Source organism: Methylobacterium endophyticum (assembly GCF_050591105.1).
GTDB lineage: Bacteria > Pseudomonadota > Alphaproteobacteria > Rhizobiales > Beijerinckiaceae > Methylobacterium.
In genome coordinates this window covers 125,900-144,735 of the sequence record NZ_JBNHES010000013.1, presented here as the reverse complement: position 1 = coordinate 144,735, position 18,836 = coordinate 125,900, and the positions used below count along the sequence as shown (strand labels likewise).

Here is an 18,836-nt window from a genome sequence, read left to right as displayed (position 1 = left end):
TTGGGGGAGGGGAGCGCCGTATCCGGAAAGGGCGCTCCCCTCACCCGACCCGCTACGCGGGCCACCCTCTCCCGCGGAGGGGAGAGGGAGGACGCCCCCCCCTTCGCACGCTCCCGCAACGGAAAAGGGCGCCCCGAGGGCGCCCTTCCTGCGTCGTCGCCGCATACGGGCGGCGGATCAGTACTTGCGGACCAGCGGGGCCGGCGGCGGGGCGGCCGGCTCGCCGAAGACGTAGCGGAAGCCCACCGAGACGATGTTCGCGCTGGACTCCACCAGGCCCGCATAGGCGATGCTCTGGCCGAGCGCGTTGCGCACGTTGTAGTCGCGCCCGGCGCCCGCGAGGATCGAGGCCTTGTCGACGAACAGGTGCTGGTAGCCGATGTTGAGGGTCAGCTTCTCGTTCCAGCGGTAGCTGGCGCCCACCGAGAGGCCGACACGGTCGTTGTCGGGCAGGCGCACGGAACGGTTGGAGAAGTCGATGGGCGACTGCTCGTAGGAGACGCCGCCGCGCAGGGTGAGCACCGGCGACCAGTCGTACTCGGCGCCGACCGAGTAGGTGTAGCCGTCCTTGTAGTTCAGCGGCAGCGACGTCACCGGCACGCCGAGCGCGTTCGAGACGATGCCGATATTGCCGAGCCGCGACCACTGATCCCATTCGAAGCCGACGCTGGCGCGCAGCACCGGGGTGATGACCTGGGTGATGCCGGCGCTGATCTTGTCCGGCGTGTTGAGCTTGGCCTTCACCGGGCCGCCGGCGGCGGCGAGCGCCAGCAGCGGCACGCCGATGGAGCCGTCGATGTCGTGATGGACGGAGGAGCGGTAGCCGACGCCGAGCGTGGTGCCGGTGGGGGCCGTGATCAGCGCGCCGGCGGTGAAGCCCACGCCCCAGGATTCGCCCTTGATGAAGCTGCTCGGCAGGCCGGCGGCCGGCAGGAGCGGCGTCAGCGGCACGGCCTGGCGCAGGGTCAGGCGGAAATACTCGATGTTCGGGCCGGCGGCGAGGGAGAGCCACTCGTTCACCTTGAAGCCGATCACCGGATTGAAGGCGAGGCTGAAGATCCGGTTCGAGCGGCCGTAGGCCTCGCCCGCCCAGACGTTGCGGGCCTTGGTGACGAGACCGAACGGCGCGCCGGTCTGAAGGCCGATCCAGATCCGGTCGGTGAGCTGGTAGGAGGTCGCGCCCGCCGGCACCACCGCGCCCTGCCCGATGTCGCCGCTGTCGCCGAGGCCGGCGAAGGCGGCGCTGGTGCCGGGCTGCGTGCGGATACGCGACTCGAGCCCGATATAGGAGATGTTCTGCTCGCTGACCCAGCCGGGACGCATGGTCACCGTCGCCGGGTTCCAGAAGATGGAGGAGACGCCGCCCGCGCCCGAGGCCATGCCGGCGAAGGCCATGCCCTGGCCGATGGTGCTCTGCTCGCGGATGCCGAAGGCGCCCGCCTGGGCCTCGAGGGCGCCGAGCGTCAGGGCGCCCAGCGAAGCGCCCGCCAGAGCGAGCGTACGGAAATTCCCCATCATGACGAGACCAGCCCTTTGTTATGCGGTGTCGATTCCCCGTCCCCACGGCGGGCGCGGCACCTTCGATTCTCACTGTGCCTTTATTCTGGAATTCGATCAATCCCGAGGCTATTTTTGAAATACTTCGAGCATTGCTTTGTCTATACAGCTTTTGAGCGGGTTTCTGATCAGATCATCGATCGATTGCGCGCTCCGACGAGATTCGTTCACATCTGAACTGTCGTCTGCATTGTCGCGGTATCTCGGGGCAGCGCGCGGACCGGCACTTTTGCGCCGTTCGTGTGGGATTCCGGCAACATGGTTCCGACGCTCCGGCGCTTGACCCGGCCCCGCTCTCGCCCACCTTCGAGCATCGGACCCTGTGCGAGCACGGCGAAGGAGCCGATTGCGATGAAACTCATCCGCCACGGCGCGAACGGCGACGAGAGACCCGGCCTGGTGGATGCCGGCGGAACGTTGCGCGACCTGTCCGGCCTGGTGCGCGACATCGCGGGCCCGGCCCTGTCGCGCGAGTCGCTCGACCGGCTGAGACGGCTCGATCCGGAAAACCTGCCGGCCCTGCCCGCCGATACGCGGCTCGGCCCCTGCGTCGGCGGCACCCGGCACGTCGTGGCCGTGGGGCTGAACTACAAGGATCACGCGGCCGAGGCCGGCATGGCGATCCCTTCGGAGCCGATCCTGTTCGGCAAGGCGCCCTCCTGCCTGTGCGGCGCGAACGATCCGCTGATCCTGCCCAAGGGCTCCGCCAAGACCGACTGGGAGATCGAGCTCGCCATGGTGATCGGCGCGCGCGCCTCCTACGTCCATGCCAACGAGGCGCTCGACTACGTCGCCGGCCTCTGCATCATGAACGACGTGTCCGAGCGCGAGTGGCAGCTCGAGCGCGGCGGCACCTGGAGCAAGGGCAAGGGCTGCCCGACCTTCGGACCGCTCGGCCCCTGGCTCGTGACCCTCGACGAGGTGCCCGACCTCAAGGCGCTGGGCATGCGGCTCGACCTCAACGGGGAGCGCATGCAGACCGGCTCCACCGCGACGATGATCTTCGATCTCGCGCAGATCGTCGCCTACGTCTCGCATTTCACCATGCTGGAGCCGGGCGACGTCATTACCACCGGCACGCCGCCGGGCGTCGGCATGGGCAGGAAGCCGCAACGCTTCCTCAAGAGCGGCGACGAACTCGTGCTCGCCATCGACGGGCTCGGCGAGCAGCGCCAGACCGTCATCGCCTTCGACGACTGGACCGCCAAGGTCGCCGCCGGGGAGCCGACGAACTGAGGGCATCGCGCCGGCTTGATTTTCGCGCCCGGATTCGCCTCATGGGGCCATGAGTTCGAGCCCCTCCGCCACCGCCCCGTCCCAGAAGCCCGCGATCCGCCACGACTGGAGCGTGGCCGAGATCCGGGCGATCCATGACATGCCGCTGCTCGACCTCGTGTATCGGGCGGCGGAGGTTCATCGGGCCCATAACGACCCGGCCGACATCCAGCGGGCCTCGCTCCTGTCGATCAAGACCGGCGGCTGCCCGGAGGATTGCGCCTATTGCCCGCAATCGGCCCATCACAAGGAGGCCAAGCAGCCCCGCGAGCGCCTGATGGCGGTGGAGGCGGTGCTTCAGGAGGCCGCCGCCGCCAGGGCCGCCGGGGCGCACCGCTTCTGCATGGGCGCGGCCTGGCGCCAGCCCAAGGACGGGCCGGAGTTCGACGCGGTGCTGTCCATGGTGCGCGGCGTACGGGCCATGGGGATGGAAGCCTGCGTGACGCTCGGCATGCTCTCGCCCTCCCAGGCGCAGCGTCTCGCCGAGGCCGGGCTCACCGCCTACAACCACAATCTCGACACCGGCCCGGACTTCTACGGCGACATCATCTCGACGCGCACCTACGAGGACCGGCTGAACACGCTCGCGAACGTGCGCGAGGCCGGCATCGGCGTCTGCTGCGGCGGCATCGTCGGCATGGGCGAGGGCGTCACCGACCGGGCCGCGATGCTTCAGGTGCTGGCCAACCACGCCCCACACCCGGAGAGCGTGCCGATCAACGCGCTCGTCGCGGTGGAGGGCACGCCGCTCGCCGGCACCCCGCCCATCGATCCGCTCGATTTCGTGCGGATGTGCGCCACGGCGCGCATCGTCATGCCCAAGGCCCGCGTGCGCCTTTCGGCCGGCCGCAAGTCCCTGACGCGGGAGGCGCAGGTGCTGTGCTTCCTCGCGGGCGCCAACTCGATCTTCTACGGCGAGCGGTTGCTGACCACGGCCAATAACGGCGAGGACGAGGACGAGGCGCTGCTCGCCGATATCGGCATCGCCGTGGAGCGCCCGGCCGCCCTGGCGGCGGCCGAATAGTCAGCCCTCGCGGACGGCCTCGGCGATCCTGTCGGGCAGCGCTATCCTGAAGCAGGCGCCCTTCTGGGACTCGTCGAGGGTCAGGGTGCCGCCGTTCAGCGTGACGAGCTCGTGCGCGATGGCCAGCCCGAGCCCGGCGCCTCCGGCGCGTCCGCAGCCCTGGAACGGCGAGAACAGGTGCTCCTTCGCCCGCCGCGACAGGCCGGGTCCGTTGTCGCGCACGACGATCGTCACCTGTCCCGACCCGACGCCGCCCTCGCGGACGGCGAAGACCGTGACCTCGGGAGCGGCCACCGGCGGCAGGGCGGTATCGAGGGCCTGCACGGCGTTGCGCACCAGATTGGCCAGCGCGCGGGCGAGCTGGTCGGGATCGGCGCAGACCTGGAGCCCGGACGGCGCCTGGATGCGGACCGCGACGCGGGTGCTCGTGGCGAGCCCGGCGATGTCCGGCAGCTCGGCCAGGATCGGCGCCAGCACCGTGAGGCGGCGCTGCGGGTGGCGCTCCGTGGCCCGGCCATAGGCGAGGGTCGCCTCGCAGAAGCGCACGGCCCGTCCGAGCGTCGCGACGAGGCGCGGCGCCACGCGCTGCGCGTTCGGATCGGACGGGTCGCCGAGCCGGTCGCCGAGGAGCTGCGCGGCGGCGAGCAGGTTGCGCAGCTCGTGGTTGATCTTGCTCACCGAGAGGCCGAGCTCGGCGAGCCGCCGCTTCTCGCGCAGCTCTCCGGCGAGCGCCCGCTGCATCCGCGCGAGCGCGATCTCGGCGTCCCCGATCTCGTCGGAGCGGCTCGACGGCCGCACGATGCGCGCGGCCTCCTCGGGGGCCTCGGAGAAGGCGGTGATGTTGTTGGCGAGCCGCCGCACCGGATGCACGATGACGTATTGGAGCGCCACGAAGACGAGCCCGGCGGCAGCGGCAGCGACGGCGAGCGAGGACAGCAGCAGCCGGGTCGAGAACTCCATCACCGCCGCGTGCAGCGGCGCCTCGCTCACCAGCATCTCGACGAAGTCGTAGCCCTCCTTGCCCGGCCCGATCACCCGGATCGGCACGTCGGACGGCGCGCTCAGCGTCCGCCAGGTTCCCCCGAGGGAGCGCCACCAGGTGCTGGTGCGCAGGTCGAGGGTCTCGGCGACCGCCGTCGGCATCGGCTCGATGGACAGGAGCGTGCTGGTCTCGCCGTCGCGGACCACGATGGCCCGCGCGCCGACGCCGGCGAGGAGACGGGCGGCGAGATCCTCGGAGACGACATGCGTCGGCGCGGCGTCGAGCACGAGGGCGGCAATCTGCGCGGCGGCGATGCGGTCGGAGAGCCAGCTCAGGCGGTAGTTCGCCACGGCGGGCACGTAGACCAGCACCTCGCAGATCGCGACGAACACGACGGTGACGAGGAGGAGCCGCCAGGACAGGCCGATACGCGGCCGCGACGGCCAAACGACGGCCGTGGGCAGCGCCGGATCGGCCGGCAGGATGGTGGCGCTGGTCAGCTCCGTGTCGGCCATGTTCCGATGCCCATTCGGACGTTCTCGAAGGCGTCTCGTCCCCGCGCAGCGCCGACCGACCATACGCGACGGAAATGTTTCCGATCCGATACTTCGTTACGCGTGCCGCGCGCGTCCGTCGAGAGCGGTTCGCGGCGGCGATCTACCGGGACGGGCCGGACCGGCGCGCGAGGTAGCGCCGAAGCAGCGCGCTCGACAGCGCGAAGAGGGCGAGCAGGCCGAGCCCCGCCACCATCTTCGGCGTGACGAGGCTCCCCAGGCTCAGCGCGTTCTCGCAGCCGAGCCCGCCGGCCGCGAGGCAGGCGGCCCTGGCGCTCTCGTGCGAGGCGACGACGTCCTCGATGCCCGCCCCCGTGGCGGCATAGACGAAGGCTCCCGGCAGCAGGCCGAGGAAGGTCGCGAGCACGAAGGTCCGGCGGGGCACGCCGAAGGCGGCGGGCGCGAGGTTCGTCACCCAGAACGGAAACAGCGGCAGCAGGCGCAGGAAGGCCACGTAGGAGAAGGCGTCCCGCCGGAAGCCCTCCGCCAGCGCCGCGAGGCGCGGGCCGGACCGGCGGCGCATCAGGTCGCCGACCGGCCCCCGGCCGATGGAGAAGACGATGGCCGCGCCCGTCGTCGCCGAGACCACCGCCAGCAGCGCCCCCGTCACGATGCCGAACAGGAAGCCGCAGAACATCGTCAGCACGAGGGAGGCCGGCACGGACAGCACCACCGCGCAGACATAGAGCAGCCCGGCGACCACGATGGCGCGGGCGCGATCCGCCTCCACGAACCCGTGCAGCCACGCCCGCGAGGCGAGCAGCCGGTCGAGGCTGAGCAGGTGATAGGCGCCCGACGCGACCACCGCGACGGAGGCGCAGGCCAGCAGCGCCAGCGGCAGCCAGCGCAGCGCCGCGCGCAGGCGAGGGTCGCGCGTCACCCGGCCTTGCGCATCCGCAGGATCTTGAAGAATCCACCGGGGAAGGTCGGCGCCACGCCGATGAAGGTGACGCCGTTACGGCGCGCCCAGGCCTCGATCCGGGTGGACTTGAAATCGGAGGACCAGCCGATCTTGGTGCAGATCGGCGCCACGATCTCCTCGACGCGGGCGACGGGGCCGTCCGTCTGGCCGAAATGGTTGGCGAGCACGATCTCGCCGCCCGGACGCACCACGCGCAGGAACTCCGAGAGCGCCGCCTCCGGGTCCGGCACCAGGGTGATGAGGAACTGCGCCACCACCGCGTCGAACGACGCGTCGGCATAGCCGAGATGGCAGACGTCCATCACCTGAAGGCCGCGCACATGGGTCAGCCCCTTGCGGCGGACCTTGGAGCGGGCGCGCTTCAGCATGTCCTCGGAGAGGTCGACGCCGCAGACGAAGGCGTCGCGCGGATAGTAGCCGAGGGACAGCCCGGTGCCGACGCCGGCCTCCAGGATGCGCGGCCCGCAGGCCACCGCCGCCTCGACGGCGGCGCGGGCGGCGGGCTCCGTCAGCTTGTCGTAGACGATGTCGTAGACGGGCGCCCAGCGCGCGTAGGCCTTGCGCATCAGGGCGGTCGTGGGACCGGCCTCCCGCGGCTGCTCGCTCAGCATGTCGTCCTCGGTGCTTTTCGATGAGGGGAGAAGGGGTTCAGGCGGCTTCCCGCGCCTGCTCGGCGCCGAGACGGCGGATGGTGCCGCCCCCGAGCACGCGGGCGCGGGGACCGTCGTCGGCGTAGATGACGCAGGCCTGACCCGGCGAGACGCCGTCCTCCGGCACCTCCAGCACGGCCTCGGCCTCGGTTCCGGAGGGGTCGCAGGTCAGGCGCGCGGGCCTCGGCTCGCGGGTGGAGCGCACGCGCACCGAGACCGGCAGGTCCGCAACCGCGCCCGCCGGCTCGGAGCCGAGCCAGTTGAGATCGGCGATGCGGACGCGATGCGTGGCAAGGGCGTCCTTGGGGCCGACCACGACGCGGGCGGCATCGGGCTCCAGACGCACCACGTAGAGCGGCTCGCCGGTGGAGAGCCGCAGGCCGCGCCGCTGCCCGATGGTGAAGTTCAGGACGCCCTCGTGGCGGCCGAGGGAGCGCCCGTCGAGATGGACGATCTCGCCGGGCACCGCCGCGTCGGGGCGGAGCTTGGCGATCACGTCGGCATAGCGCCCCTGGGGCACGAAGCAGATGTCCTGGCTGTCGGGCTTGTCGGCCACCGCGAGGCCGAGGTCGCGGGCCAGCCGCCGCGTCTCGTCCTTGGGCAGCTCGCCCAGCGGAAAGCGCAGGAAGTCGAGCTGCTCCTGCGTCGTCGCGTAGAGGAAGTAGCTCTGGTCGCGCGACGGATCCAGCGCCCGGTAGAGCGCGCGCCGGCCCGTCCCGTCGACGGCGCGGCTCGCCACGTAATGGCCGGTGGCCAGCGCGTCCGCGCCGAGGTCGCGGGCGGTGGCGAGGAGGTCGCGGAACTTCACCGAGCGGTTGCACTCGACGCAGGGGATCGGCGTCTCCCCGGCGAGGTAGCTGTCGGCAAAGCGGTCGATCACGCTCTCGCGGAAGCGGTCCTCGTAGTCGAGCACGTAATGCGGGATGCCGAGCCGCTCGGCGACGCGACGCGCGTCGTGGATGTCCTGCCCCGCGCAGCAGGCGCCCTTGCGATGCGTCGCGGCGCCGTGGTCGTAGAGCTGGAGCGTGATCCCGACGACGTCGTAGCCCTGGCGCGCCAGCAGCCCGGCCACCACGGAGGAATCCACCCCGCCGGACATGGCGACGACGACGCGCGTCTCGTGCGGCGCCTTCGGCAGGTCCAGGGAATTGGCGGCGAGCGGGTTCATCGGACCGAGACGTGGGACCGGGGCTTGGGACCGGGGCTTGGGACCGGGGCTTGCCGGCCGCGCGGCTTGAGATCGCGACCGTCTTGCGCGTCTCTATAGTGTCTGCGGCGGCGGAGTTCCAGCGAGACCCGCGCAGGGCCGCCTCCGAGCACGCGGGGGGCCGGGACCCGGCAAATCGTGCCGGCCGGCGGGCAGATTCGGCCGGAGGCGGTTTCCCCTGATCGGAAAATCTCTTTCCTTTCAAAATCTTGCCGGTGGCGCGCCGCTTGCTCGACAGGGCGTCGAGGAGCTTTTTGATGGCGCTGTCGTCGAACGATACGGTCGATCCCTTCGCGCAGGGGCGCCTTCTGGCGCTGGCGAAGACGCGCGATCTCGCGCGGACCCGCGCCGCCGACGCCGCCACGCAGCGGTTTTCCTTGGAATCGTCGCGGACCGCCGCCCGCAGCGACGCGCAGCGCGCCGACACGGCCCGGACCGCCCGCTCGGACGCGGCGGACCGGGCGGCCGCGAAGGGAACCGCCCCCAAGCCGGCGTTCGTGCGGGATCGCGCCGCGAGCCCGGCGGCGACCGCGACCCCTCCGGCCAAGGGCGCCTCCCCCTCCGCCGGACCGGGCGCGGCCAGGCAGGCTTCCGCCTCCTCTGCCCCGGCTGCCGCGCAGGCCAGGCCCGCCGCGAAACCCGACGCCGCCGACGCGACGACGCCGGAAGCGGCGCTGGCCGGCGAGGCTCAGGCGACCCTGGCAGCGGAGGTCGACGGCATCGACGACGAGACGAGCGAGGACGAGGCGAGCGACACGGCGTCGGCCGCCGCCGGCGAGCCCGCCCCGACGCTCCTCGCCCCGACGCCGCCAGCGACGCGCTCAGCCGCGACGACGTCGGCGGAAGGCGAGGAGGCGGCGACGGCCGTCACCGCAGGCTCGGCCAGGACGATGCTCGGTGCTGTCATCGAGGGCATCACGGGGGACAAGGATGCCCAGGGCGACGATTCCCCGGCGGAGACCGGGTTCGCCGCCTCCCTGCCGGACGCCACCGGCCCCATGGCTCCCGCCGACCTCGCCCCGGCGCGCGGCGGGGTCGCGGCGAGCACGGCGACCGCCCATGCCGCGCCGGCCGCCGCGGCCCAGGCCGGCCCGCCGCCGGTGCCGATCGGGCAGGTGCCGCTCACCATCGGGCTGCGCTCGCTCGCCGGATCGAGCCAGTTCGAGATCCGCCTCGACCCGCTCGAGCTCGGGCGCATCGACGTCAAGCTCGACATCGACAAGGATCGCGGCACCGTCGCCACCCGCATCGTGGTGGAGCGCCCGGAGACCCTGGCGCTGCTCCAGCGCGACGCCTCCCAGCTCCAGCAGGCGCTCACCCAGGCCGGGCTCGACCCGAGCGCCGCCGGCATCGACCTGTCGCTGCGCGGCCAGGGCGCCGACGCAGGCACGGGGGACGGCGGCCGCAGGGACGCCCAGGCCGGCGGTCCGCGCCGGCCCCTCGCCGAGACGACCGACACACGAAACGCCCTCGACGCCGTTCCCCTGCGCTCGCTGCGCGGCATCGGCAGCCTCGACATCAGGATCTGAAGGACATCGCCATGGCCTCGGGCATCAGCAGCCTCACAAGCGCCGCGACCTCGTCGGGGTCGAGCACGTCGAGCACGGACAGCCAGCAGATCGCGGGCAACTTCACCCAGTTCCTGACCCTGCTGACGACGCAGCTCAAGAACCAGAACCCCCTCGACCCGATGGACACGAACCAGTTCACCCAGCAGCTCGTGCAGTTCGCCGGGGTCGAGCAGCAGCTCAAATCCAACGACCGGCTCGACTCGATCCTGACCAACGCCAAGGCGTCGAGCGCGGCGGCCGCGACGGGCTTCGTCGGCCAGACCGTCACCGCCGACGGCAAGACCGCCACCCTCAAGAGCGGCTCGGCCAGCTGGAACCTCACCGCCTCGCGCGCCGCCGCCAAGGCGACGATCACGATCCTCGATTCGAAGAGCAACGTCGTCGGCACGTTGTCGAAGGCGCTCACCGCCGGCTCGCAGACCCTGAGCTGGGACGGGCGCAACGCCGCCGGCCTTACCTCCAGCGACGGCCAGTATTCGATCAAGATCGACGCCTACGACGCCACAGGCGGCAAGGTCAGCGTGGATACCTCGGTCTCCGGCACGGTCGACAGCATCGATCTCAGCGGCAGCGAGCCGGTCCTGGCTATCGGTACGTCCAAGGTGCCGATCTCGAGCGTCCGCTCCATCGGATCAGCGTTATCCACATGATCCAACCAAGAATCCCCCTGTGGGATGGAATCGAGACAACGCAACCGGTCCGCTTCAAACTCTTTTAAGCGGCCCCCAGTACGGTCCAACTCGACTGGTCAGTCGAGTGTAGAGCGTATCATGACCGAACCCCACCGCCCGAGAGTGAAGTACGTCATCGGGCCCGATGGCAGCCCTCTCACCATCGCCGACCTGCCCCCGACCTCGACCCGCCGCTGGGTCATCCGCCGCAAGGCCGAAGTGGTCGCGGCGGTGCGCGGCGGCCTCCTCAGCCTGGAGGAGGCGTGCCAGCGCTACACCCTCACCACCGAGGAATTCCTGAGCTGGCAGTTCTCCATCGACCAGCACGGGCTGGCCGGCCTGCGCACCACGCGCATCCAGCACTACCGGCACTGATCCGGCAGAGCGCGCGCCCCGCGCGGGCATGCCCCGAGCGGACCTTGTCGAGAGCCGCGCCCGTCAGCCACGGGCGCGGCTCTCGCCGTTTCGGGCCCCCACGATCGCGGGCGCCGTTAACCACCCGCTAACCACGCACCGGGCAGATTTTGCCGAGCGCGAGCGGGCCGTCGGCCGCGCCGCTGCGGGTGGGTGCGTCTGAGCCGTGAAACCGGTCCTCGATCTGGTGACGAAGCTGGGGCCCGGACGGCTCGCCGCCATGGCGGCGGTGACGCTGACCCTGATCGGCTTCTTCGCCTTCGTGATCCTGCGGGTGTCGCGCCCCGACATGGGCGTGCTCTTCGCCGACCTGTCGATGCAGGACTCGTCCTCCGTCATCAAGGACCTCGACGCGCGCGGGATCGCCTACGAGACGCGGGGCGATGCCGGCCAGACCATCCTCGCCCCACGCAAGGACCTGGCGCGCCTGCGCATGGACCTCGCCGGCAAGGGCCTGCCGACCCAGGGCGGCGTCGGCTACGAGATCTTCGACAAGGGCGACGCCTTCTCCTCCACCAACTTCGTCCAGAACGTGAACCACCTGCGGGCGCTGGAAGGCGAGCTCGCCCGCTCGATCCGCGCCATCGGCCGGGTGCAGCAGGCCCGCGTCCATCTGGTGATGCCCGAGCGGCGCCTGTTCGAGCGCGACCGCGAGCTGCCGAGCGCGGCGATCGTCCTGAAGCTCATGGGCGATCTCGATTCCGGGCAGGTCCGCGCCATCCGGCATCTGGCCGCCTCCTCGGTCGAGGGGCTGAAGCCGGAGCGGGTCTCCATCGTCGACGAGCGCGGGCGCCTGCTCGCGGACGGCGCGCGCGGCGAGGAGCCCGGCGGCGACGCCGAGGAGAAGCAGACCGCCATGGAGCGCCGGCTGCGCGCCCAGATCGAGGAGATCGTCGCCGGCATCGTCGGCCAGGGCCGGGCCCGCATCCAGGTGCGCGCCGAGCTCGACATGAACCGCATCGAGAGCCGCACCGAGACCTTCGATCCCGAGAGCCGGGTCGTGCGCTCCAGCCAGACCCGCAACGAGAGCTCCCTCACCGGGGGCGCGGAAGGTCAGGTCAGCGTCGGCAACGAGCTGCCCGGCGCGACCGGCGGCGACAAGCCTCCGTCCTCCAAGGACTCCTCGAACAAGACCGAGGAGACGACGAACTACGAGATCTCCCGCGTCACCAAGACGGAGGTGGTCGAGGGCGGCCGGATCAAGCGGCTCTCGGTGGCCGTCCTCGTGGACGGCGCCTACGTGCCCGGCGCCGATGGCAAGACGACCTACCAGCCCCGGCCCGCCGCCGAGATCGAGCGCATCGCCGCCCTGGTGCGCAGCGCGGTGGGCTTCGACAAGGCGCGCGGCGACCAGATCGAGGTGGCCAATCTCCGCTTCGCCGAGGCGCCCGCCGCCCCCGAGTTCACCGAGCCGACGCTGATCCAGTCGCTGCTGTCGCCCTCGAAGGAAGACGTGCTGCGCATGGTGGAATTGTCCGTGCTCGCCCTGCTGACGCTCATCGTGCTGCTCACGGTGGTGCGGCCGCTGCTGCGCCGGGTGCTGACGGCCGATCCGCCCACCGTCGCGCTGATCGCGGCGGGTGCCGGCGGCGGTGGCGCGGCCCTGGAGGGCGCGATGGCGGGAGCGGAGGCGGCGCTGGGCCCGCGCGACAACGCCACCGCGCGTCTGGTGGAGTTCGCCAAGATCAACGGCCAGGTCCAGGCCGAGACCGTGCAGCGGGTGGTCGACATGGTGCGCGCCAGCCCGGCCGAGACGGTCGAGGTGCTGCGCAACTGGATCCAGGAAAACTGACGGGCCTCCGGGCTTCTCGACAGCGCAGCGGAGTGAGGTGAGATGGCGGCGGGTCCCTTGGCGGTAGGCGCCGTGGCAGAAGCGAAGGCGACGGCCGCGGGACAGGCGGCCTTCGCCGCCATGCCCGGTCCCCAGCGCGCCGCCGCCCTTCTCCTGCTGCTCGGGGAGGCCGAGGGCGCGCCGATCTGGCAGCTCCTCGACGAGGAGGAGGTCAAGAAGGTCTCGCACGCGATGGTGCAGCTCGGCTCGCTCGAGGCGGAGACGGTCGAGAAGCTCATCATCGACTTCGTCTCGCGGCTCTCCTCCGGCGGCGGTATCACCTCCAACTTCGAGCGCACGGAATCGCTGCTGTTGAAGATCTTCCCGACCGAGCAGGTCTCGGCGATCATGGCCGAGATCAAGGGCGCCTCGGGCAAGCGCGTCTGGGCCTCCATCGCCCAGATCGACCCGGAGATCCTCGCCTCGTTCCTGCGCAACGAATACCCGCAGACCGTGGCCGTCGTGCTCTCCAAGGTGCGCCCGGACTACGCCGCCAAGGTGCTCACCATCCTGCCGGAGGAGTTCGCCATCGACGTGCTCAACCGCATGCTGCGCATGGAGACGGTGCAGAAGGAGGCCCTGCGCCACATCGAGGAGACCCTGCGCGTCGAGTTCGTCTCGACCATCGCCCAGACCACGCGCCGCGACGCGCACGAATTGATGGCCGACGTCTTCAACGCCTTCGACCGGCAGACGGAAGGCCGCTTCCTCGCCGCCCTCGACCAGGGCAACCGCGGCTCCGCCAAGCGCATCCGCGAGCTGATGTTCACCTTCGAGGACCTGCTCAAGCTCGATCCCGGCAGCGTCCAGACGCTCATGCGCAATATCGACGGCGAGACCCTGCGCAAGTCGCTCAAGGGCGCCGACGAGCGCGTGCGCGGCTTCTTCATGGCCCAGATGTCGACGCGCGCGGCCAAGAACCTCACCGACGAGATGGCCTCCATGGGCCCGATCCGCCTCAAGGACGTCGACGAGGCCCAGGCCAAGATGACCGAGATCGCCAAGGACCTCGCCGACAAGGGCGAGATAATGATCTCGAAGAACAGCGGCGAGGAGGAGCTGGTCTATTGAACGCGCGCCGATTCCTCTTCGACACGGATTTCCGCCGGCCCGAGCAGAGCGGCGCCGCCGTCCAGGCCGCCGCCGAGATCGCCGAGGCCGCCGAGCAGGCCCATGCGCGCGGCGTCCAGGAAGGCCGGGCCCAGGCCGAGGCGCAGGCGCAGGCGCGCATGGCCGACGCCATCACCCGGCTCGGGCTCGCCGCCGCCGGGCTCCTCGCCCAGGCCGACGCGCGCGATGCCGAGCGCGAGGCCCAGGCCGTCGAGGTGGCCGTGATGCTGGCCCGCCGCATCGCCGGCGACGCCCTCGACGCCAAGCCGCTGGCCGCCATCGGCGAGGCGGCGCGCAGCGCCCTCCAGCACCTGCGCGGCGTGCCCCATCTCGTCGTGCGCGTCGGCGACGCCCTCGTGGACGAGACGGAGGCGCTGGTGAAGTCGCTCGCCCGCGAGCGCGGCTACGAGGGCCGCCTCGTGGTGCTCGGCGAGCCCGACCTGATGCCCGGCGACGCCCGCATCGAATGGGCGGATGGCGGCATCGTGCGCGACCGCTCCCGCATCGAGGCGGCCGTGCGTGACGCGCTCGGCCTCGCCCCCCTCCAGACCGCCTGAGACGGAAGGTCCGCGCCCCATGTCCGACGACTTCAACCTTCCCCAGCTCGGCGACGACGGCCCCGGTTTCGACGGCATCGAATCGATCCGCGACGCGCCGACGACCCCCAAGGGCGCCGGCGATCTCGAACAGGTCTTCGACGTGCCCGTCGTGGTCTCGGCGGTGCTCGGCGCCTCGCACATGCCCATCGGCGACCTGCTGCGGCTCGGCCCCGGCACGGTGCTCGAGCTCGATCGCAAGGTCGGCGAGGCCATCGACATCTTCGTCAACAACCGCCTCGTGGCGCGGGGCGAGGTGGTGCTGGTCGAGGACCGGCTCGGCGTGACCATGACCGAGATCGTCAAGGGCGATCACTGAGATCCTGCACGGGAGCCCCACGGCCCCCGGCGACATTCACGGGCCGGCTCGGCGAACGCCGCCGGCCCCCTGACGAACCGGAGTGAGGCCCATGCGGCTCCTGATGATCGGACGGCTCAACGGCGAGCTCGTCACCGCCTCGAAGATCGCCATGAGCCGGGGCGCCGCCGTCACCCAGGCGGACGGGGTCCAGCAGGGGCTCGCGGTGCTGCGCGCCAAGGGCGCCGACCTCGTCATGATCGATGTCGGGCTGCCGATCCGCGAGTTCGTGGACGCGCTGGCCAATGAGCGCATCCGCACCCCCGTGGTCGCCTGCGGCGTCGCCACCGACGCGAAGGCGGCGGTCGCGGCCATCGAGGCCGGCGCCAAGGAGTACATCCCGCTCCCGCCCGACCCGGAGCTGATCGCCGCCGTGATCGAGGCGGTGGCCGCCGACAGCCGCTCCTTCGTCTGGCGCGACGCCTCCATGGAGCGCGTCGTCAAGCTCGCCGATCAGGTCTCGCGCTCGGACGCCTCGATCCTCATCACCGGCGAGAGCGGCACCGGCAAGGAGGTGCTGGCCCGCCACGTCCACGCCAAGTCCACCCGCGCCAACAGGCCCTTCGTCTCGGTGAACTGCGCCGCCATCCCCGACGCGCTGCTCGAATCCGAGCTGTTCGGGCACGAGAAGGGCGCCTTCACGGGTGCCGTCGCGCGCCGCATCGGCCGCTTCGAGGAGGCCAACGGTGGCACGCTGCTGCTCGACGAGATCTCGGAGATGGACGTCCGGCTCCAGTCGAAGCTGCTGCGCGCCCTTCAGGAGCGGGTCATCGACCGCGTCGGCGGCACGGGCTCCGTGAAGGTCGATATCCGGGTGCTCGCCACCTCGAACCGCAACCTCGCCGAGGAGGTGAAGAAGGGCAGCTTCCGCGAGGACCTGTTCTACCGCCTCAACGTCGTCCACCTGCGCCTGCCGCCCCTGCGCGAGCGCCCGGCCGACATCCTCGAACTCGCCTCCCATTTCGCCCGCAAATACGCCGAGGTGAACGGCCTGCCGGTCCGCGCCCTGAGCCGCGAGGCGCAGGGTCTGGTGCGGGCCAATCCCTGGCGCGGCAACGTGCGCGAGTTGGAAAATACGCTCCACCGCGCCGTGCTGCTCGCCACCGGGCCCGAGATCGGCCCCGACGCGATCATGACGCCGGAGGGCGAGACCATCACTGACCGCCCCGGCCCGGCCGCCCGCGCAGCGCAGGCGGCGGAAGCGGCGACGCGCGGCCTCGTCGGGCGCACCGTGGCCGAGGTCGAATGCGACCTCATCCTCGACACCCTCGACCACTGCCTCGGCAACCGCACCCACGCGGCGAGGATCCTCGGCATCTCGATCCGCACGCTGCGCAACAAGCTCAACGAATACGTCGCGGCCGGCATCGAGGTGGCCGAGCCCGGCACCGCGCGCGCCGTCGCCGCCTACGGCTGAGCGGCTGCCAGCAGCGGCAGGAGCCGGTCGCGCGTCAGCGGAGCCAGCTCGAGCGGCCCCGGCGCGGCCGGATCGACCCAGGCGATCTCCGCGATCTCGGCCGCCGGCCGGACCTCGGCGGCGATGTCGATGCGGAAGACCTCCGCCCGCACGGTGGCGCCGGGCTCGTTCGCGGCAGGCGCCGAGAACCGGCCGAGCGGCCGCGCGCTGGCCGGATCGACGGCGAGCCCGAGCTCTTCCTTCAACTCGCGGATCAGGGCGTCGAGGGGCGTCTCGCCGGGCTCGATCTTGCCGCCGGGCTGCATGAAGGCCGTGGTTTCGCGCTTGCGCACCAGCAGCGTGCGCCCGTCCGCCCGGCGGATGAGCGCGGCGGCGATGACGACGAGCTGCGGCAAGGCGCTACCGCCGCCGTGCCGTGGACGAATGGGCCGCCGTCTGCGCGGCGAGCGCCTCGTCGAGCTTGCGCAGCGCCTCGAACCGGGCGACGTCCGCCTCCACGTCGCGGATCGTCTCCTCGATCAGGTGCTGCTGATAGGCGAAGCGCTGGTCCCCGGCGGAGGTCGCCTCGCGCTCCTGCAAGCGCTGCACCGCCTCGCGCACGACGGCATAGACCGCCTCGCGCGCGGCGCGGTCCATGCCGGGGGTGACGGCGCGGGCGACGAGTTCGGCGAAATCGGACATCGGACCTTGCGGAGAGGATATCGTCCTGGCCGCGCAGGGCTACCAGCCGCGCGGCCGCACCGGAAGCCCTACAGGCGCTGGTCGCGGATGCCGCTCAGCACGAGCGAGACCGAGCTCCAGACCACGAGGCAGCAGAAGAACGTCACCAGCAGCGCCCGCCAGCGGCGCGGATAGAGCGTGTCCGTCGGCAGCACCGGCGGCACGAAGGTGGCGAGATAGATCTGCTGCTTGCTCGCCGCGACGCGGGCGCGGTCGAGCATGGTGTTGGACGATTCGTTGAGCTTCTCGGCGATGGTGCGCTCGACGAGGAGACCCTCGTATTGCAGCAGCGCCTCGGCCATGTTCGTGGCCCCGCCCGTGGCCGGCCCCTGGGTGGTGAGCTGGTCCTGGAGCTGCTTCAACTGCTGGTCGATAGCCCCGACGGTGGCGACGAGCACCTGGATGCCGCGCGACTTCTCGTCGAGATTGGAGCCGCGCAGCACCTGGAGGTCGTTCTCGGCCTTGAACTTGTCCTTCCGCAGGCTGCTGATTTGCAGGAGGATCGACTCGGCCGACTTGATCGGGTCGATGATGCCCCAGCGGTTGCGATAGGTCTGGAGCGCGAGATGGGCGGCGCGCAGGCGCTCGGCGGTCTTCTCCGCGTCGGCCTGGGCATGGACCACCATGTCGGCCTGGGCCCGTCGCGAGATCGTGTTGATGAGCGCCTCGGAGCGGCTGATGATCTCCTTGTTGATGGTCAGCGCGTCCTGGGGCGTGAAGGCGCGCACGCTCAGCGTGATGATGCCCGAGACCGCCTCGATGCGCACGCCGATCTGCTCGCGCCAGTATTTCGTCAGCTCCTCGATGGGCTGCGGGTCGCTGTAGCGCGCCCAGAAATCGGCTTCCGAGCGGGAGAACAGCTTGGAGATGTGGAGGCTCTTGTCCAGCGCCTCGACCATGGTCTGGCTGAGGATGTAGTCGCGGACGATGAAGCTGTCCTGGCTGTTGTGCTTCTGGATCAGGCTCGTGAACTCGCCGACATTGACGTCGCCCATGGGCTCGACGTTGCCGCGCACCGCGAACTGGGCGTCGGCGATGTACTGGTCCGAGGCGATGAGGAACAGGTAGACGCCGACGAGCGCCGTCGGCAGCAGCACGAACAGGCAGATGCGCCGGATCAGCATGCGCAGGAGGCTCTGCTCCTCCGCCGGCTCGGCCTTCGCCTGGAAGCCGGGGATGCGGGTCCAGTCGATCCTCTCCCGCGCCCGGCGCAGCAGGGCGACCGCGCCCTTCTCCTCGGAGACGGGCTCGATGGTCTCGGCGTCGCGGCGCGCGTCCGGCATGGAGCGGCGCGCGATCTCGATGAGGCCGCGCAAGCCCTCGCCCTGCCTCGCCTCGTCCTGACTGACCTCGTCGACCTTCATCCGCCGCCTGTCCCGTCGCTGCCTCGTCCCGGCCTGGGCTTTCGGGACGCCGCCGGCACCGCGCGTGCCGCGTATCGAGGGCAGCCGGAGGGCCGCTGCCGGGTCGTTCCCGTGCCCTCCGATCCGCCTTCCGCCTCCCGCGTTTTTCAGCCCTTTTTAAGGCGCCGCCCCCGCGTCGATTCCCGCCGTTGCCCCGGCGCGCGGGCCGCCTTACCTCGCCCACATGGCAAACACGAAACAGGCGCGGCCCGAAACGGCGGGACGCCCCCGGACGGCGAAGGCCGGGTTCGCGGAGGTGGTGCTCGTCTGCGCCAAATGCGCCAAGCGCCAGGGCCTGAAGGCGCGCGCCGTGCGCGGCCGGGTGAAGGACGCGCTCAAGCGCGAAGGCGGCCGCAAGGTCCGCGTGGTCAAGACCGGCTGTCTCGGCCCCTGCCCGAAGCGCCATCTGGCGGTGGCGACGGGCGCCAGCGTCGCGGCCGGCCGGATCGTGCTGCTGGAGCCGGAGGCCGGCGGCGGCGAGATGGCGCGGGCCCTGCTCCCCGATTTCGGCCTCAAAGCGACGCTAGCGCCGCCGTAACCTCGTTTCTCGAACTCTCGCATCCGAGCTGTCCGT

19 protein-coding genes are annotated in these 18,836 nt (G+C 71.3%); 11 read left to right on the top strand and 8 right to left on the bottom strand.

Annotated elements, in window-relative coordinates; all coding sequences use genetic code 11:
* Positions 1-177 precede the first annotated feature (177 nt).
* Positions 178-1,515, bottom strand: a complete 1,338-nt coding sequence (locus ACP56T_RS15430) for an OmpP1/FadL family transporter (RefSeq protein WP_430913022.1) — start codon at positions 1,513-1,515, stop codon at positions 178-180.
* Between the two features lie 393 nt (positions 1,516-1,908).
* On the opposite strand from ACP56T_RS15430, the gene ACP56T_RS15425 reads away from it, so the two are divergent.
* Both ACP56T_RS15425 and bioB read left to right on the top strand, forming a co-directional pair.
* Entirely contained in the window at positions 1,909-2,793 is an 885-nt protein-coding gene (locus ACP56T_RS15425) for a fumarylacetoacetate hydrolase family protein (protein WP_430913018.1), read from the top strand.
* Positions 2,794-2,842: 49 nt separating this feature from the next.
* Positions 2,843-3,856 (top strand): biotin synthase BioB, encoded by a 1,014-nt coding sequence (bioB, locus tag ACP56T_RS15420; RefSeq protein ID WP_430913017.1) that lies wholly within the window; start codon positions 2,843-2,845, stop codon positions 3,854-3,856.
* Here bioB and ACP56T_RS15415 read toward each other — a convergent pair whose 3' ends face one another.
* The 4 genes from ACP56T_RS15415 to mnmA form a co-directional block, all read right to left on the bottom strand.
* The gene (locus tag ACP56T_RS15415; protein WP_430913015.1) at positions 3,857-5,353 is read right to left on the bottom strand and encodes an ATP-binding protein; all 1,497 of its coding nucleotides are present in this window, start codon (positions 5,351-5,353) and stop codon (positions 3,857-3,859) included.
* Between the two features lie 142 nt (positions 5,354-5,495).
* The gene (locus ACP56T_RS15410) at positions 5,496-6,272 is read right to left on the bottom strand and encodes a TVP38/TMEM64 family protein (RefSeq protein WP_430913014.1); all 777 of its coding nucleotides are present in this window, start codon (positions 6,270-6,272) and stop codon (positions 5,496-5,498) included.
* Complete coding sequence (locus ACP56T_RS15405) at positions 6,269-6,925, bottom strand: class I SAM-dependent methyltransferase (protein ID WP_430913013.1); 657 nt, start codon at positions 6,923-6,925, stop codon at positions 6,269-6,271. Before ACP56T_RS15405 ends, ACP56T_RS15410 begins: the two co-directional genes overlap by 4 nt.
* A gap of 37 nt (positions 6,926-6,962) precedes the next feature.
* Positions 6,963-8,132 (bottom strand): tRNA 2-thiouridine(34) synthase MnmA, encoded by a 1,170-nt coding sequence (gene mnmA / locus ACP56T_RS15400; RefSeq protein WP_430913012.1) that lies wholly within the window; start codon positions 8,130-8,132, stop codon positions 6,963-6,965.
* Between the two features lie 296 nt (positions 8,133-8,428).
* Here mnmA and ACP56T_RS15395 point away from each other — a divergent pair, with 296 nt between their 5' ends.
* The 8 genes from ACP56T_RS15395 (at position 8,429) to flbD (ending at position 16,139) form a co-directional block, all read left to right on the top strand.
* On the top strand, positions 8,429-9,700 hold the full coding sequence (locus tag ACP56T_RS15395; RefSeq protein ID WP_430913011.1) for a flagellar hook-length control protein FliK: 1,272 nt from the start codon (positions 8,429-8,431) through the stop codon (positions 9,698-9,700).
* A gap of 11 nt (positions 9,701-9,711) precedes the next feature.
* Positions 9,712-10,392: a flagellar hook assembly protein FlgD gene (locus ACP56T_RS15390; protein WP_430913010.1), complete on the top strand. Its 681-nt coding sequence runs from the start codon at positions 9,712-9,714 to the stop codon at positions 10,390-10,392.
* A 120-nt stretch (positions 10,393-10,512) separates the two neighbouring features.
* Entirely contained in the window at positions 10,513-10,788 is a 276-nt protein-coding gene (sciP, locus tag ACP56T_RS15385; RefSeq protein ID WP_147728884.1) for a CtrA inhibitor SciP, read from the top strand.
* 205 nt (positions 10,789-10,993) lie between these two features.
* Positions 10,994-12,619, top strand: a complete 1,626-nt coding sequence (gene fliF / locus ACP56T_RS15380; RefSeq protein ID WP_430913009.1) for a flagellar basal-body MS-ring/collar protein FliF — start codon at positions 10,994-10,996, stop codon at positions 12,617-12,619.
* 42 nt (positions 12,620-12,661) lie between these two features.
* A complete protein-coding gene (fliG, locus tag ACP56T_RS15375; protein WP_430913008.1) occupies positions 12,662-13,729 on the top strand; it encodes a flagellar motor switch protein FliG in 1,068 nt (355 codons plus the stop codon).
* Positions 13,726-14,325 (top strand): FliH/SctL family protein, encoded by a 600-nt coding sequence (locus ACP56T_RS15370; RefSeq protein ID WP_430913007.1) that lies wholly within the window; start codon positions 13,726-13,728, stop codon positions 14,323-14,325. The genes fliG and ACP56T_RS15370 overlap by 4 nt, the downstream gene beginning before the upstream one ends.
* 19 nt (positions 14,326-14,344) lie before the next feature.
* Positions 14,345-14,683 carry a flagellar motor switch protein FliN gene (fliN, locus tag ACP56T_RS15365; RefSeq protein ID WP_430913006.1) on the top strand — a complete coding sequence of 113 codons (339 nt, stop codon included), beginning with the start codon at positions 14,345-14,347 and terminating at the stop codon, positions 14,681-14,683.
* A gap of 91 nt (positions 14,684-14,774) precedes the next feature.
* On the top strand, positions 14,775-16,139 hold the full coding sequence (flbD, locus tag ACP56T_RS15360; RefSeq protein WP_430913005.1) for a sigma-54-dependent transcriptional regulator FlbD: 1,365 nt from the start codon (positions 14,775-14,777) through the stop codon (positions 16,137-16,139).
* On the opposite strand, the gene ACP56T_RS15355 is transcribed toward flbD, so the two are convergent.
* The 3 genes from ACP56T_RS15355 to ACP56T_RS15345 form a co-directional block, all read right to left on the bottom strand.
* Positions 16,130-16,534, bottom strand: coding sequence for an NUDIX hydrolase (locus ACP56T_RS15355; RefSeq protein WP_430913004.1), 405 nt, complete (start codon positions 16,532-16,534; stop codon positions 16,130-16,132). The two genes, flbD and ACP56T_RS15355, sit on opposite strands and share 10 nt — an antisense overlap.
* Positions 16,535-16,538: 4 nt before the next feature.
* A complete protein-coding gene (locus ACP56T_RS15350) occupies positions 16,539-16,820 on the bottom strand; it encodes a hypothetical protein (protein ID WP_430913003.1) in 282 nt (93 codons plus the stop codon).
* 68 nt (positions 16,821-16,888) lie between these two features.
* A complete protein-coding gene (locus ACP56T_RS15345; RefSeq protein WP_430913002.1) occupies positions 16,889-18,223 on the bottom strand; it encodes a KpsE/RkpR family capsule polysaccharide export protein in 1,335 nt (444 codons plus the stop codon).
* Positions 18,224-18,446: 223 nt separating this feature from the next.
* Between ACP56T_RS15345 and ACP56T_RS15340 the strand changes: the two genes are divergently transcribed.
* Positions 18,447-18,800, top strand: a complete 354-nt coding sequence (locus ACP56T_RS15340) for a (2Fe-2S) ferredoxin domain-containing protein (RefSeq protein ID WP_430913001.1) — start codon at positions 18,447-18,449, stop codon at positions 18,798-18,800.
* Positions 18,801-18,836: the final 36 nt, after the last annotated feature.

Bases quoted from the DNA above. Each gene is read 5' to 3' on its own strand.
- ACP56T_RS15350 (WP_430913003.1), bottom strand. From the start codon at position 16,820: ATGTCCGATTTCGCCGAACTCGTCGCCCGCGCCGTCACCCCCGGCATG.
- ACP56T_RS15390 (WP_430913010.1), top strand. From the start codon at position 9,712: ATGGCCTCGGGCATCAGCAGCCTCACAAGCGCCGCGACCTCGTCGGGG.
- ACP56T_RS15425 (WP_430913018.1), top strand. From the start codon at position 1,909: ATGAAACTCATCCGCCACGGCGCGAACGGCGACGAGAGACCCGGCCTG.
- fliN (WP_430913006.1), top strand. From the start codon at position 14,345: ATGTCCGACGACTTCAACCTTCCCCAGCTCGGCGACGACGGCCCCGGT.
- ACP56T_RS15340 (WP_430913001.1), top strand. From the start codon at position 18,447: ATGGCAAACACGAAACAGGCGCGGCCCGAAACGGCGGGACGCCCCCGG.
- ACP56T_RS15395 (WP_430913011.1), top strand. From the start codon at position 8,429: ATGGCGCTGTCGTCGAACGATACGGTCGATCCCTTCGCGCAGGGGCGC.
- ACP56T_RS15430 (WP_430913022.1), bottom strand. From the start codon at position 1,515: ATGGGGAATTTCCGTACGCTCGCTCTGGCGGGCGCTTCGCTGGGCGCC.
- fliG (WP_430913008.1), top strand. From the start codon at position 12,662: ATGGCGGCGGGTCCCTTGGCGGTAGGCGCCGTGGCAGAAGCGAAGGCG.
- ACP56T_RS15345 (WP_430913002.1), bottom strand. From the start codon at position 18,223: ATGAAGGTCGACGAGGTCAGTCAGGACGAGGCGAGGCAGGGCGAGGGC.
- sciP (WP_147728884.1), top strand. From the start codon at position 10,513: ATGACCGAACCCCACCGCCCGAGAGTGAAGTACGTCATCGGGCCCGAT.
- bioB (WP_430913017.1), top strand. From the start codon at position 2,843: ATGAGTTCGAGCCCCTCCGCCACCGCCCCGTCCCAGAAGCCCGCGATC.
- flbD (WP_430913005.1), top strand. From the start codon at position 14,775: ATGCGGCTCCTGATGATCGGACGGCTCAACGGCGAGCTCGTCACCGCC.
- ACP56T_RS15405 (WP_430913013.1), bottom strand. From the start codon at position 6,925: ATGCTGAGCGAGCAGCCGCGGGAGGCCGGTCCCACGACCGCCCTGATG.
- mnmA (WP_430913012.1), bottom strand. From the start codon at position 8,132: ATGAACCCGCTCGCCGCCAATTCCCTGGACCTGCCGAAGGCGCCGCAC.
- ACP56T_RS15415 (WP_430913015.1), bottom strand. From the start codon at position 5,353: ATGGCCGACACGGAGCTGACCAGCGCCACCATCCTGCCGGCCGATCCG.